Below are 12866 nucleotides of genomic sequence, written 5' to 3'. Positions count from 1 at the left end.
CCCGCCTCCTGCCCCCGGCCTCCCGCCTCCTGCCCCCGGCCTCCCGCCTCCTGCCCCCGGCCTCCCGCCTCCTGCCCGCGTCCCGGCTCCCCTCCCGGCGGTCGCTCCGTCTCCTCGTCACGGTTCGCTCCGTCTCCTCGTCGGGTCGGCCGGGCGTCGAGGTCTTCTTCTCCCTCTCCTCTGTTCGGCCCGAGGGGGGCCGAAACAACGGATGTGAATCCACCGTCTGCGACGTGCTAATCTTCAGATGTCGCCAGGCGCTCGCACCGAAAGGTGAGAGACCGGGAGATCACCCAATGCGCGGGTGGCGGAATAGGCAGACGCGCTGGATTCAGGTTCCAGTGCCCGAAAGGGCGTGGGGGTTCAACTCCCCCCTCGCGCACCAGACGGAAGCCCCGTAGGTCCCAGACCTACGGGGCTTCCGCGTTGTCCGGGCGCGGAAGCGGCGCATGTGACGCCTCGTCTTTCGTCGTTCCGGGCCGCGACGAAAGAGGGACGCTCCGAACCGGCCGCGCTGCCTAGGGTGCGAGCGTGGAAGCGACGAGGGTGGGAACGGCGGCGAAGACGGAGGCCGGGCGGCGCCGCGGGATCGGGTCCAGGGCGGCCGCCGCGTGGAGATGGCTCGCGCCCGCCGGGGAATGGTCACGGCGCAGGACCGTCGGCGAGGCGGCCCTCACCGCCGTCGTCGCGCTGCTCGCCGCCGGCACCGAGGAGCTGCTCGGCGGCGAGGGCGCACAGCTCGTCGCCGTCGCCGTCGCCGCAGCCGTGCTGTCGCTGCTGCGCCGCCGCTTCCCCGCCAGCGTGCTCGTCGTCACGGCCGGTCTCGCCCCCGTCGTCCCCGGCCTCGGCCCGCTGCTGCTCGTCCTCGGCTGGTCCGCCGGCGGCCACATCGTCGGGGTCGGCCGGGCCCTGCACGCGTACATCGCCGCCTACGTCCTCAACGTCGGCGCCACCCTGCTCGTCGGCTGGGACAAGCAGCGGCTGCTGACCCTCGCGTTCATGGCGACCCTCTACTACCTGGGGACCACCCTCGCGCCCGGACTCGCCCACCGCTACTGGGCCCAGCGCCGCACCCTCCTGCACGCGCTCCAGGAGCGCAACGTGCGGCTGGTGAGCGAGCGGGCGATGATCGGGCGGAACGCCCGGCTGAGGGAGCGGCAGCGCATCGCCCAGGACATGCACGACAGCCTCGGGCACCAACTCGCCCTGATCGCCGTGCACACCGGCGCCCTGGAGGTGGACCGCGAGCTGAACGACCGGCAGCGCGAGGTCGTCGGCGTCCTCCGGAACGCGTCCGTGACCGCCATGCACGAACTGCGGGAGGTCGTCGGCATACTCCGGGACGGCACCGAGGCCCCCGACCCCGACACCGGGCCCGTGGCCGCCGGGGACGAGAGCGGGCGGGCGGCCCGGGGGATCGCCGGCATCGAAGGACTCGTCGCCTCGGCGCGCGCCGCCGGGACCCGGGTGGAGCTGCGGCGGATCGGCGACGAGCGGCCCTTGGAGCCGGCCGCCGGCCACGCCGCGTACCGCATGGCGCAGGAAGCGCTCACCAACGCGTACAAGTACGCGCCGGGCGCCCCCATCAGCGTCGAACTGCGCTACGAGCCCGATACGTTCGTCGTCGAGATCTTCAACGAGGAGCCGGTCGGCGGCCCCGCGGAGGGCGTCGTCAGCGGTGGCCAGGGGCTGGCGGGACTCGTCGAACGGGCCCGGCTCGTCGGCGGCATGTGCCACGCGGGCCCCGCCGACGGCGGCGGGTTCCGGGTCGCCGGGATGCTGCCGTACGGCTCCGCTCCGAGCGGCGAATCGGCGCCTTTCGTCGACGCGGCCGACGACTTCCGGCAGCAGTCGGCGAAGCCCTTCGGGAGGAAAGGTCGTTCCGTACCGGTCGGAGAGCCCGACTGGACCTTCACGGAACGGGAGTTGGCGATGGCGCTGCACGGGGGCAAGACACGGAGCACCGGGGCATCGATCGCGCTCGGCTGCGGCATCGCCTTCGCGGCGCTCGTCGTCCTGCTCGTCGCCGCCGGCTTCGGCCTCTACCACCTCGTCGGATCCTTCCAGGACTCCATGGTCACCCCCGACACGTACGAGTCGATCGAGGTCGGCGCGGCCGAGGCCGACGTCCGGTCCTCCCTCCCCGACCCCGGCTCCCTCGGCGTGCTGGGCGTCAGCGACAAGGGCGGACCCGCCAGACCCGAGGGCGCCGACTGCCTCGTCGTGCTCTCCACCGAGATGGGCGAGGCGTTCGAGGAGGACCCCGTTTTCCGGTTCTGCTTCAAGGACGGCAAGCTGATCGAGAAGAAGTCGTACGTCGTGAGGCAGTAGCGCCCCGGCGGCCCGTACCGAAGCGTTGGGGGAGGCGCAGTGCTGTCAGAGCGGACGGGACGGTCCGGACGGGCCGTCAAGGTCGTGGTCGCCGACGACGAGCCGCTGATCAGGGCGGGGATCCGGATGATCCTCAACTCCGATCCGGACATCCACGTGGTCGCGGAGGCCGCGAACGGCCGCGAGGCCGTCGACGCGGCCCGCGCGCACGCCGCCGACGTCGTGCTGCTCGACATCCAGATGCCGGTCCTCGACGGGCTCTCGGCCCTGCCGGAGCTGCGCAGGGCCGCGCCGGCGGCCCGGGTGATCATCCTGACGACCTTCGGCGAGCGGGAGAACGTGCTGCGTGCCCTGGAACACGGCAGCGCCGGCTTCCTGCTGAAGGACACCGCGCCCGCCGAACTGATCGGAGCCGTACGGGCCGCGGCCGCGGGCGACGCCTACCTCTCGCCCGCGGCGACCCGGCACGTCGTCGAACGGCTCGCCTCCGGCCGCGAGACCGCCCGCGCCGAGGAGGCCCGCAGCCGTATCGCCGCGCTCGGCGAGAAGGAGCGCGACGTCCTCGCGGTCCTCGGCGAGGGCCTCTCCAACGCCGACGCGGGCCGCCGGCTCCACATGAGCGAGGCGACCGTGAAGACCTACGTCAGCCGGATCCTCGCCAAACTCCAGTGCGAGAACCGGGTCCAGGCGGCGCTGCTCGCCCGTGACGCGGGGCTGTAGCCGCCCGGGAGGATCAGTCGGGGTCGGGCAGGCCGTCCGGGCCCGCGGCGTTGTAGCGGAGCAGATAGCCGGCGAACCGGTCCAGGTCCTCGCCTGACCAGTCCTTCAGGCGCTCCTGGTAGGCGGCGCGGCGGTTCGCCTGCGCGGTGGCGAGCACCGCGAGACCGGCCTCCGTCGGGTGCAGCACCTGCACCCGGTGGTCCTCGGGGGCGGGCCGGCGCTCCACCAGACCCAGCTTCTCCAGACCGGCCAGCTGCCGGCTGACCGTCGACTTGTCCAGCAGGTAGTGCGCCGCGAGATCCGTGGCGCGGCAGCCGCGCCGGTCCTCGATGTGGGACAGGAGCGTGTACGAGACCAGCGGGATCTCCGGATGGACGCGGGCCGCGGCGGCCCGGGCCCGGCGCGCGAAGGCGGTCAGCTCCCGCTGGATGACGTCCAGGGAGGCCTCGCGCGGGGGGTCGGCCGGCGCGTCGGTCGGGACGTGGGGCGATACGTCGTCGGGGGCCTCGCGCGGGGGGTCGGTCGGCGCGTCGGTGGGGGCGTCGGACATAGGGGCTCCCTCGGCGAGCTGGCCCGGCATGCGATTTCAGTTGTATAGTACAACGGTTCTTTGGTTGTAAAAGCCAACCATCTCGTCAACCGCCTGTCTCGGAGGTCACGGTGTCCACAGGACCGAACCCCACCACCGGCGCCCTGCGGCACGTCCTCGGGCACCTCCTCACCCCCCTCCTCATGTGCCTGGGCATGGGCCTCGCCTACCTCGGCGCCTTCCACGCCCCCCAGCCCCACGACCTCCGCGTCGACATCGTCGGATCCGGACCCGCCACCCAGGTCCTCGCCCAGACCCTCCACGACAAGGCCGACGGCGCCCTCGACGTCCGCACCGTCCCCGACCGCGCCACCGCCGCCACCGCCCTCCTCCACCAGGACAGCTACGGCGCCTACGTCCCCGGCGACCACCCCGAACTCCTCGTCGCCTCCGCCTCCTCCGACACCAGCGCCATGGCCGTCGAGAAGGTCTTCACCAAGGTCGCCGCCGGGCAGGACGCCCCCCTCCAGGTCACCGACCTCGCCCCCACCGCCTCCGGCGACCCCACCGGCCAGGGCGTCTTCTTCCTGCTCGTCGCCGTCAGCATCGGCGCCTACGCCTCCGTCGCCGTCATCGGCGCGGCCGGAGCCGCGCTCCCCATGCGGATCCGCGCCCTCCTCGCCATCGGCACCGCCCTCGTCGTCAGCCTCATCGGCACCCTCTTCGCCGGCCCCGTCTTCCACCTCGTCGACCACGGCCTCGCCGGCGTCTGGGCGCTCTCCTGGCTCTACGCCGCCGGCATCCTCCTCATCGGCATCGGTCTCCACACCTATCTCCGCCGCTGGACCACGCTCGGCGTGATGGTCCTCTTCGTCATGCTCAACTTCACGAGCTCCGGCGGCATCTACCGCCCCGAGCTCCAGCCCGGCCTCTTCGGCTCCCTGCACGCCTTCTGGAACGGCGCCGGCCTCGTCGAGGGCATCCGCAGCCACGTCTACTTCGACGGACACGCCCTCGGCGGGCACCTCCTCGTCCTCGCCCTCTGGCTCCTGGCCGGAATCGCCCTCGTCACCCTCGCCGGGCGTACCGAGGCCGCACGCAACGCCCCCACCACGGAAGCGGCCACCGAGAAGGCGACGAAGGAGATGACGAAGCAGAGGACGAAGGAGGAGGGAAGCGAGGACGCGGAAGAGGAAATGGAAGAGGCCGTCGCCGTCTGACCCAGCTGATCTCTCTGCCTCGTCCGACCCCCTGGGTCCGGCTGACCAGGGGCTCGATGGTTGTCCACAGGTAGCTGTCCACAGGGGGAGACGGGTGATCAAGACCGGCTGTACCGTCAGGTCCCGAAGTCGTCGGACGCACTGTCCGGCCAGTCATCGGGGGAGGTCGTCCCATGGGCGAGATCCAGGCAGTCATGCCCGGACAGCGTGACGGAACGGACGCGGAGCGCATCCCGCACGTGCCCGGATTCGTACGGCGCGGCAGCGCGGAACACTCCGCCAAGGACCGCGGCAAGCAGCTGCGCGCCGTCGTCCCCCGCGCCTCCCACGCCGCCCTCACCCTCCCCGCCGGACGCCCCGACGCCGCCCGCGCCGTCGAGGAGTCCAGCCGCGGCCGGGTCCCCGAACTCACCCCCATCCGCGTCGGCCGCATGGCAGCCAACCCCTTCGCCTTCCTGCGCGGCTCCGCCGGCCTCATGGCCCACGACCTCACCGGAACCCCCGTCACCGGCGTCGCCGCACAGCTCTGCGGCGACGCCCACGCCGCCAACTTCGGCCTCTACGGCGACGCCCGCGGCCGGCTCGTGATGGACCTCAACGACTTCGACGAGACCGTCGTCGGCCCCTGGGAATGGGACCTCAAACGACTCGCCACCTCCCTCGTCCTCGCCGGCCGCGTCGTCGGCGCCGACGAGGACACCTGCCGGGCCGCCGCCTTCGACACCGTCGGCGCCTACCGGCGCACCATGCGCCTCCTGGCCCGGCTCCCTGCCCTCGACGCCTGGAACGCGATACCCGACGAGGAGCTCGTCTCCCACACCGACGCCCGTGACCTCATCGGCACCCTGGAACGGGTCTCCGCCAAGGCCCGCAACAACACCAGCGCCCGGTTCGCCGCCCGCTCCACCGAGGCCGTCGCCGAGACCGACGGCGGCGGACGCCGCTTCGTCGACGCTCCCCCGGTCCTGCGCCGGGTGCCCGACGCCGAGGCCGCGGCCGTCACCGCAGCCCTCGGCGAATACCTGGGCACCGTCTCCGAGGACCGCCGCCCGCTCCTCGCCCGGTACGCCGTCCACGACGTCGCCTTCCGGGTCGTCGGCACCGGCAGCGTCGGCACCCGCTCCTACGTCGTCCTGCTCCTCGACCATCGTGGCGAACCGCTCGTCCTCCAGGTGAAGGAAGCACGGCCGTCCGTGCTCCTGCCCCACCTGCCCGCCGGGTTCTCCGTCCCCGGCCCCGGCCACGAGGGCCGGCGCGTCGTCCTCGGGCAGAAGCGCATGCAGGTGGTCAGCGACATCCTGCTCGGCTGGACCACGGTCGACGGGCGCCCCTTCCAGGTGCGCCAGTTCCGCAACCGCAAGGGCAGCGTCGACCCCGCCGCGCTCACCGCCGACCAGGTCGACGACTACGGCCGCATGACCGGCGCCCTCCTCGCGCGCGCCCACGCCCACAGCGCCGATCCGCGCCTGATAGCCGGCTACTGCGGCAAGAGCGAGGAGTTCGACGAGGCCGTCGCCGCCTTCGCGGTCGCCTACGCCGACCGCACCACCGCCGACCACGCCGACCTGCTCACGGCGATCCGCACCGGCCGCATGGCCGCGGAAATGGGCGTCTGAGAGGCGAGGGAGAGAAACGAGGGGGAAGGGGAGGGAGGGGGAGGGGAGGGGGGAGGGCCCCCTTGTGAGGACCTACGCTTGAGGGGTCGGGCCGGAACGAGGACGTGGGCAGGCGTGAACGTGAGCGAGGACCAGGGCCAGGACCAGCAGGGCCAGCAGGGTCAGGGCCGGGAGCCGGAGCCGGAACCGCGCCCGCAGCGGGATCCGCAGCAGGCGTCGAACCTGCCGTCGGAGCCGGAGCCGGAGCCGGAGCCGGAGCCGGAGCCGGGGGCGGACTCGGGGGCGGGAGCCGGAGCCGGTACGGACGCTGTCGGGGAGCGGGCCGAGGCTCGGTTGGAGCGGGCTGTCCGGGTGGCCGAGCAGGCGCTGATCGAGTTCGAGATCGCGGTCGAGACCTTCCGGGTCGAGGTGGAGAACTTCTCGCGGCTGCATCACGAGAAGCTGGGGCCGATGTACGCGCGGCTCGACGAGCTGGACGCGTCGATCGCCGAGGCGCGGGCCGAGAAGAGCGGGGACCCGGAGGATCTGCGGCTGGCGCGGGAGGCGCGGGCCGCGGTGCTGCCGCTGCCGGGGGTCGAGGTGCTCTTCGACGACTGGATCGACTCCGACGGGCTCTCCGCCGAGGCGGCCGCGATGCTGACCGAGCGGCCGGTGCGGCCGCCGCAGCGGGTGCGGCCCAGCGAGGAGGTGCGCCGGCTCTACCGCGAGCTCGCCCGCAAGGCCCACCCCGACCTGGCGCGGGAGGAGGACGAGCGGAAGCGGCGGGAGGAGTTCATCACCCGCGTGAACGCCGCCTACGCGCGGGGCGAGGAGGCGCTGCTGCGCGAACTCGCCGAGGAGTGGGAGGCGGGTCCCGTGCCGGCCGAGGAGCGGCTCAGCGAGAGCGAGGAGCTCTACGCGCGGCTGGAGTGGCTGGCGCAGCGCAAGGACCTGCTCTCCGCGCTGGCGCGGGAGCTGGAGGAGAGCGCCATCGGTTCCATGCTGCGGCTGGCGCCGGAGGACCCGGACCGGCTGCTGGAGGAGATCGCCGAGCAGCTGCGCGGTCAGGTGTCCGAGCGCGAGGCCGAGCTGGCCGCGCTGGTGCAGTAGGTTTTTTCGAGGTCGAGGCGGTTCCGCCGTACACGAGAGAAGGTCGTCCCATGAGTTTCGCCCCGCTGCCGTCGGTGCCCGCCGCGTCCGTCCCCGCCGATGCCCTGGTGCTCGACGTGCGGGAGGACGACGAGTGGGCGGCCGGCCGGGTCGAGGGTGCGGTCCACGTGCCGATGAGTGACTTCGTGGCGCGGTTCGCGGAGGTCGGCGAGGTGCTCGCCGAGCGCGGCCGCGCCTATGTGATGTGCCGGGTCGGCGGCCGGTCGGCGCAGGTCACGCAGTATCTGGTGCAGCAGGGCTACGACGCGGTGAACGTCGACGGCGGGATGGTGGCCTGGGAGGGCGCCGGGCGGCCCGTGGTCGCGGACGGCGGGCCCGGGTTCGTCGCCTGAGGCGCCTGTGACGGCTTGCGTGCCTGAGGCGGCTGGGGCCCTTCGGGCGCCGGCCCCGGGTTCTGTCGGGGCCGTCAGTCCAGGGGGTGGGCGGCGATGAGGTCGCCCAGGGACTCCTCGTGGGCGGCGGCCGGGCCCAGGGAGAGCTCGAGGTACTTCGCCCAGGCGTGGTAGCGGTGCAGCGGGTAGTCGGTGTCGGCTCCGAAGCCGCCGTGCGGGTGCTGGGCGGTCTGGACGACGCGGCGGACCCCTCCCGCCGCCCAGATCTTGGCGACGGCGAGGTCCGCCTCGACGGGAAGGGCCGCTTCGGCGCCGGTGGTGACGCGCCAGGCGGCCTGCCCCAGGGTGGCCTCCATCGCGCGGAGGTCGATGTAGCGGTCGGCGGCCTGGACGGCGACGGCCTGGAAGGTGGCCATGGGGTGGCCGAACTGTTCGCGCTTCCCGGTGTACCGGCTCGTCATGGTGAGGACCTGCTCGCCGAGGCCGAGGCCGAGGGCGAGCGCGCAGGTGCCGGTGGTGAGCAGGGCGCGCAGCGTCGGCCAGGCGTCGGCGGAGTCGAGGGCGCGGTCGGCGGGGAGGCGGACGCCGTCGAGCCGTAGCCGGGCGAGACGTTCGCCGTGGGTGCCGTACTGGGCGTCGAGGGTGAGGCCCGTCTGGTCGCGGCGGAGCAGGGCGAGGACGGTGCGGCCGTCGGCGGTGTGCGCGGGGACGGCGGTCAGGTCGGCCTGGTGGGCCCAGGGGACGTGGTCGGTGGTGCCGTCCAGGATCCAGTGGTCGTCGGCGGGGCGGGCGGTGACGGACCGCTCGGCGGGTTCGTGTCCGGTGGCACCGTGGGCGGCTGCCGTGAGGACCAGTCGGCCCGCGGCGGCCTCGGGCAGCAGTGCGGCGGCGGTGGCGGCCGGGGCGTGGTGCCCGAGGACGTGGGTGACGGCGGCGGTCTCCAGGAGGGGGACGCGGGCCAGGGCGCGGGCGGATTCGCGCAGGACGAGGCAGAGGGCGATCGGGTCGAGGCCGGCGCCGCCGTGCTCGGGGTCGACGAGGAGGCCGAGGAGGTCGGTGGCGGCGAGCCGCCGCCACAGACGGCGGTCGAGGTCGTCGGCGACGGCGGCCGGGGTGAGGGCGGGGCTGGGTACGGCGTCGGGGGCGACGTCGGCGGAGACGGTCCGGGCCGTCTCCGCGGCCGCCTGCTGCTCCTCGGTGAACGTGAAGTCCATGGCCCGGTTCTTCCGTCGCTGTCCGTTGCCCCTCCCGGCGGCCCGTCGGGCGCGCGCCTGACGGGCCGTCAAGACAGAACAGGTTCCAGCGGGAGGGAATGGGCTCAGCGGTCGAAGTCCAGCTCCACGTCGGGGGTGGCCGGGTGGGACTGGCAGGCCAGGACGTAGCCGGCGTCGGTCTCTTCGGGTTCGAGGGCGAAGTTGCGGTCCATGCGGACCTCGCCGCCGACGACGAAGGCGCGGCAGGTGCCGCAGACGCCGCCCTTGCAGGCGTAGGGGGCGTCGGCGCGGGCGCGCAGGACGGTGTCGAGGAGGGTTTCTCCGCGCTCGACGGGCCAGGTGCCGGAGCGGCCGTGGAGGGTGGCCGTGAGGGTGGCGTGGGCGGGGGTGTCGGTGGTGGGGACGGGCGCGGGGCCCGAGCCGTCGTCGACGTGGAAGATCTCCTGGTGGACGCGGGCGCGGTCGACGCCGAGGCCGCGCAGGGCCCGCTCGGCGCCCTGGACGAGGCCGAGGGGGCCGCAGAGGAACCAGCCGTCGATGGTGCCGACCGGGAGGAGGGCGGGCAGGAGGTCGGCGAGCCGTTCCTGGTCGAGGCGGCCGGAGGGGAGGCCTGCCTGCTGTTCCTCGCGGGAGAGGACGGTGACGAGCTGGAAGCGGTCGGGGTGCCGGTCCTTCAGGTCCGCGACCTCGTCGAGGAACATCGTGGAGGCGGCGGTGCGGTCGCTGCGGATCAGGCAGAACCGGGCCTCGGGTTCGCGGTCGAGGAGGGTGGCGGCCATGGAGAGCACCGGGGTGATGCCGCTGCCGCCGGCGATGGCGGCGAAGTGCCCGGGGCGCGGGTCGAGGACGAAGCGGCCGGTGGGGGCCATGACGTCGACGGTGTGGCCGGGGGCGAGTTCCTTGAGGGCCCAGGTGGAGAAGGCGCCGCCGTCGACGAGGCGGATGCCGACGCGGAGTTCGGGCCGCTCGCCGGCCGGGGCGGCGGGGGAGCAGATGGAGTAGGTGCGGCGGATCTCCTCGCCGGACTCGTCGGTGCGGCGCAGGGCGAGGTGCTGGCCGGGGCGGTGCCGGAAGGTCTCGCGGAGCTCGTCGGGGACCGCGAAGGTGACGGCCACGGAGTCGTCGGTGAGCCGCTCGACCCGGCTCACCGGGAGCGGGTGGAACATCTACAGCTCCTTGAAGTGGTCGAACGGTTCGCGGCAGGCGACGCAGCGGCGCAGGGCCTTGCAGGCGGTGGAGGAGAAGCGGCTGAGGAGCTCGGTGTCCGTGGAGCCGCAGTGGGGGCAGCGGATGGCCAGGGTGAGGGGGACGGGGCCGTCGGCGGGGCCCTGGGGGCGGGGCGGGGCGATGCCGAACTCGGTGAGTTTGCGGCGGCCTTCCTCGCTGATGTCGTCGGTGGTCCAGGCGGGGGCGAGGACGGTGACGACGGTGACGTCGGGGATGCCGTGCTCGTGGAGGGCGTGCTCGATGTCGGTGGACATCGTCTCCACGGCGGGGCAGCCGGTGTAGGTGGGGGTGAGGGCGACCTCGACGCGGCCGGGGCCGGTGACGTGGACGCCGCGGAGCACGCCGAGTTCGGCGAGGGTGAGGACGGGCAGCTCGGGGTCGGGGACGGCGCCGGCGATCCGGGCCAGCTCCGCCTCCAGGGGGGTGGCGGTGGTGGTCACCATGTCGCCCCCGGGTGGCTGCGGTGGAGGTGCTGCATCTCGGCGAGCATCCGGCCGAAGTGCTCGGTGTGGAGGCCCTGGCGGCCGGCGCCGGCGCGCCAGGCGCCGGTGCGGGGGCCGGCGGGGACGGTGAGGCCGGCGCGGGTGAGGATCCCGGTGACGGAGTCCAGCCAGGCGGCTTCGAGGGCGGTGGTGTCGAGGGCGAGGCCGTCGAGGGGCTGGAAGAGCTCGCCGGTGTACCGCCAGAGGGCGTCGCAGGCGGTCTGCATGCGGCGGTGGCTCTCGTCGGTGCCGTCGCCGAGGCGGAGGGTCCAGTGCTCGGCGTGGTCCTGGTGGTAGGCGACTTCCTTGACGGCCTTGGCGGCGAGTCCGGCCAGCGGGCCGTCGTCGGCGGCCAGTGCCGCGTACAGGAGCCGCTGGTAGGTGGAGAAGTACAGCTGGCGGGCGATGGTGTGGGCGAAGTCGCCGTTGGGCTGCTCGACCAGCTGGACGTTGCGGAAGTCGCGCTCCTCGCGGAGGAAGGCGAGTTCGTCCTCGTCGCCGGCGAGGGAGAGGAGGACGCGGGCCTGGCCGAGGAGGTCGAGCGCGATGTTGGCGAGGGCGACCTCCTCCTCCAGGACGGGGGCGCTGCCGGCCCACTCCCCCAGGCGCTGGGCGAGGACGAGGGCGTCGTCGCCGAGGGCGAGGGCCGCGGTGGTGACGGCGGGGGCGGTGGCCGGCGCGGGCGTGGTGCCGGTGCCGGTGCCGGTGGTGTCGGTGGTGGTCACAGGTGCTTCACCCCCTCCGGGATCTCGTAGAACGTCGGGTGCCGGTAGGGCTTGTCGGCGGCCGGTTCGAAGAAGGGGTCCTTCTCGTCCGGGGAGGAGGCGGTGATGGCGGCGGAGGGCACGACCCAGAGGGAGACGCCCTCCATGCGGCGGGTGTAGAGGTCCCGGGCGTTGCGCAGGGCCATCTCCGCGTCGGGGGCGTGGAGGCTGCCGGCGTGGGTGTGGGAGAGCCCTCGGCGGGAGCGCACGAACACCTCCCACAGGGGCCAAGTGTCGCTGCTCATGCCTGTGCCTCCCCGTGCTGTCCGGTGTGCTTGCGCGCGTAGGCCGCGGCGGCCTCTCTGACCCAGGCGCCGTCCTCGTGGGCCTGGCGGCGCTGGGTGATCCGCTGGTCGTTGCAGGGGCCGTTGCCCTTGAGCACGTCCCAGAACTCGTCCCAGTCGATGGGGCCGAAGTCGTAGTGCCCGCGCTCCTCGTTCCACTTCAGGTCGGGGTCGGGGAGGGTGAGGCCGAGGGCCTCCGCCTGCGGGGCGGCGATGTCGACGAAGCGCTGGCGCAGCTCGTCGTTGGAGTGGCGCTTGATCTTCCAGGCCATCGCCTGGGTGGAGTGGGTCGACACGTCGTCGGGCGGGCCGAACATCATCAGGGACGGCCACCACCAGCGGTCCACCGCGTCCTGGGCCATGGCGTGCTGGGCCTCGGTGCCCCGGGAGAGGGCGAGCAGGGCTTCGTACCCCTGGCGCTGGTGGAAGGACTCCTCCTTGCAGACGCGGACCATGGCCCGGGCGTACGGGCCGTAGGAGCAGCGGCAGAGGGGGACCTGGTTGGTGATGGCGGCGCCGTCGACGAGCCAGCCGATGGCGCCGACGTCGGCCCAGGTGAGGGTCGGGTAGTTGAAGATCGAGGAGTACTTCTGGCGGCCGCTGTGGAGCTTGTCGAGGAGCTCGTCGCGGCTGACGCCGAGGGTCTCGGCCGCGCTGTAGAGGTAGAGGCCGTGGCCGGCCTCGTCCTGGACCTTGGCCATGAGGATGGCCTTGCGGCGCAGCGAGGGCGCGCGGGTGATCCAGTTGGCCTCGGGCTGCATGCCGATGATCTCGGAGTGGGCGTGCTGCGCGATCTGGCGGACGAGGGAGGCGCGGTACGCCTCCGGCATCCAGTCGCGCGGCTCGATGCGCTCGTCGGCTGCGACCGCGGCGTCGAACACCGCCTCGCGGGCGGCCTGCGCCGCCGCGTCCGCGGCGTCCCTGCCGGGCGCTTCCGCGGTCACTGCCGTCCCTGCCGTCCCTGCGGTCATCGGACCCCCTACCGACCGATCGTTCGG

At 73.6% G+C, this 12866-nt stretch carries 13 protein-coding genes and 1 tRNA gene; 7 read left to right on the top strand and 7 right to left on the bottom strand.

Annotated elements, in window-relative coordinates; genetic code table 11:
- Window positions 1-298 precede the first annotated feature (298 nt).
- The 3 genes from IE245_RS02015 to IE245_RS02005 all read left to right on the top strand — a co-directional run bounded on the left by IE245_RS02015 (window position 299) and on the right by IE245_RS02005 (window position 3051).
- Window positions 299-385, top strand: a tRNA-Leu gene (locus IE245_RS02015).
- A 146-nt stretch (window positions 386-531) separates the two neighbouring features.
- Entirely contained in the window at window positions 532-2331 is a 1800-nt protein-coding gene (locus IE245_RS02010) for a sensor histidine kinase (RefSeq protein WP_229851035.1), read from the top strand.
- Between the two features lie 39 nt (window positions 2332-2370).
- On the top strand, window positions 2371-3051 hold the full coding sequence (locus tag IE245_RS02005) for a response regulator (RefSeq protein ID WP_308436594.1): 681 nt from the start codon (window positions 2371-2373) through the stop codon (window positions 3049-3051).
- A gap of 13 nt (window positions 3052-3064) precedes the next feature.
- Here IE245_RS02005 and IE245_RS02000 read toward each other — a convergent pair whose 3' ends face one another.
- A complete protein-coding gene (locus tag IE245_RS02000; protein ID WP_189944801.1) occupies window positions 3065-3601 on the bottom strand; it encodes a MarR family winged helix-turn-helix transcriptional regulator in 537 nt (178 codons plus the stop codon).
- Window positions 3602-3711: 110 nt separating this feature from the next.
- Here IE245_RS02000 and IE245_RS01995 point away from each other — a divergent pair, with 110 nt between their 5' ends.
- The 4 genes from IE245_RS01995 (at window position 3712) to IE245_RS01980 (ending at window position 7897) form a co-directional block, all read left to right on the top strand.
- Entirely contained in the window at window positions 3712-4800 is a 1089-nt protein-coding gene (locus IE245_RS01995) for a hypothetical protein (protein WP_189944800.1), read from the top strand.
- 173 nt (window positions 4801-4973) lie between these two features.
- The gene (locus IE245_RS01990) at window positions 4974-6416 is read left to right on the top strand and encodes a DUF2252 domain-containing protein (RefSeq protein ID WP_189944799.1); all 1443 of its coding nucleotides are present in this window, start codon (window positions 4974-4976) and stop codon (window positions 6414-6416) included.
- Between the two features lie 222 nt (window positions 6417-6638).
- Window positions 6639-7505 (top strand): hypothetical protein, encoded by an 867-nt coding sequence (locus tag IE245_RS01985; RefSeq protein WP_373305245.1) that lies wholly within the window; start codon window positions 6639-6641, stop codon window positions 7503-7505.
- Between the two features lie 50 nt (window positions 7506-7555).
- Entirely contained in the window at window positions 7556-7897 is a 342-nt protein-coding gene (locus IE245_RS01980; protein ID WP_189944798.1) for a rhodanese-like domain-containing protein, read from the top strand.
- A 74-nt stretch (window positions 7898-7971) separates the two neighbouring features.
- Here the strand turns inward: IE245_RS01980 and IE245_RS01975 are convergent, their stop codons facing one another.
- From IE245_RS01975 to paaA, 6 genes are all read right to left on the bottom strand, one after another.
- Window positions 7972-9111: an acyl-CoA dehydrogenase family protein gene (locus tag IE245_RS01975; protein ID WP_189944797.1), complete on the bottom strand. Its 1140-nt coding sequence runs from the start codon at window positions 9109-9111 to the stop codon at window positions 7972-7974.
- 104 nt (window positions 9112-9215) lie between these two features.
- Window positions 9216-10277 carry a 2Fe-2S iron-sulfur cluster-binding protein gene (locus IE245_RS01970; RefSeq protein WP_189944796.1) on the bottom strand — a complete coding sequence of 354 codons (1062 nt, stop codon included), beginning with the start codon at window positions 10275-10277 and terminating at the stop codon, window positions 9216-9218.
- On the bottom strand, window positions 10278-10781 hold the full coding sequence (paaD, locus tag IE245_RS01965) for a 1,2-phenylacetyl-CoA epoxidase subunit PaaD (RefSeq protein ID WP_189944795.1): 504 nt from the start codon (window positions 10779-10781) through the stop codon (window positions 10278-10280).
- Entirely contained in the window at window positions 10775-11545 is a 771-nt protein-coding gene (gene paaC, locus IE245_RS01960) for a 1,2-phenylacetyl-CoA epoxidase subunit PaaC (protein ID WP_189944794.1), read from the bottom strand. Before paaC ends, paaD begins: the two co-directional genes overlap by 7 nt.
- Window positions 11542-11829, bottom strand: a complete 288-nt coding sequence (gene paaB / locus IE245_RS01955) for a 1,2-phenylacetyl-CoA epoxidase subunit PaaB (protein ID WP_030493720.1) — start codon at window positions 11827-11829, stop codon at window positions 11542-11544. Before paaB ends, paaC begins: the two co-directional genes overlap by 4 nt.
- Window positions 11826-12839: a 1,2-phenylacetyl-CoA epoxidase subunit PaaA gene (gene paaA / locus IE245_RS01950; protein ID WP_189944793.1), complete on the bottom strand. Its 1014-nt coding sequence runs from the start codon at window positions 12837-12839 to the stop codon at window positions 11826-11828. Before paaA ends, paaB begins: the two co-directional genes overlap by 4 nt.
- Window positions 12840-12866: the final 27 nt, after the last annotated feature.

Source organism: Streptomyces roseolus (assembly GCF_014649855.1).
Taxonomy (GTDB): Bacteria; Actinomycetota; Actinomycetes; order Streptomycetales; family Streptomycetaceae; genus Streptomyces; species Streptomyces roseolus.
Note: the sequence above shows the minus strand (reverse complement) of the source record. Positions and strands in the feature narration are given on the sequence as shown.

Bases quoted from the DNA above. Each gene is read 5' to 3' on its own strand.
- paaD (WP_189944795.1), bottom strand. From the start codon at position 10,781: ATGGTGACCACCACCGCCACCCCCCTGGAGGCGGAGCTGGCCCGGATC.
- paaA (WP_189944793.1), bottom strand. From the start codon at position 12,839: ATGACCGCAGGGACGGCAGGGACGGCAGTGACCGCGGAAGCGCCCGGC.
- IE245_RS01990 (WP_189944799.1), top strand. From the start codon at position 4,974: ATGGGCGAGATCCAGGCAGTCATGCCCGGACAGCGTGACGGAACGGAC.
- IE245_RS01970 (WP_189944796.1), bottom strand. From the start codon at position 10,277: ATGTTCCACCCGCTCCCGGTGAGCCGGGTCGAGCGGCTCACCGACGAC.
- IE245_RS01980 (WP_189944798.1), top strand. From the start codon at position 7,556: ATGAGTTTCGCCCCGCTGCCGTCGGTGCCCGCCGCGTCCGTCCCCGCC.
- IE245_RS01975 (WP_189944797.1), bottom strand. From the start codon at position 9,111: ATGGACTTCACGTTCACCGAGGAGCAGCAGGCGGCCGCGGAGACGGCC.
- IE245_RS02000 (WP_189944801.1), bottom strand. From the start codon at position 3,601: ATGTCCGACGCCCCCACCGACGCGCCGACCGACCCCCCGCGCGAGGCC.
- paaB (WP_030493720.1), bottom strand. From the start codon at position 11,829: ATGAGCAGCGACACTTGGCCCCTGTGGGAGGTGTTCGTGCGCTCCCGC.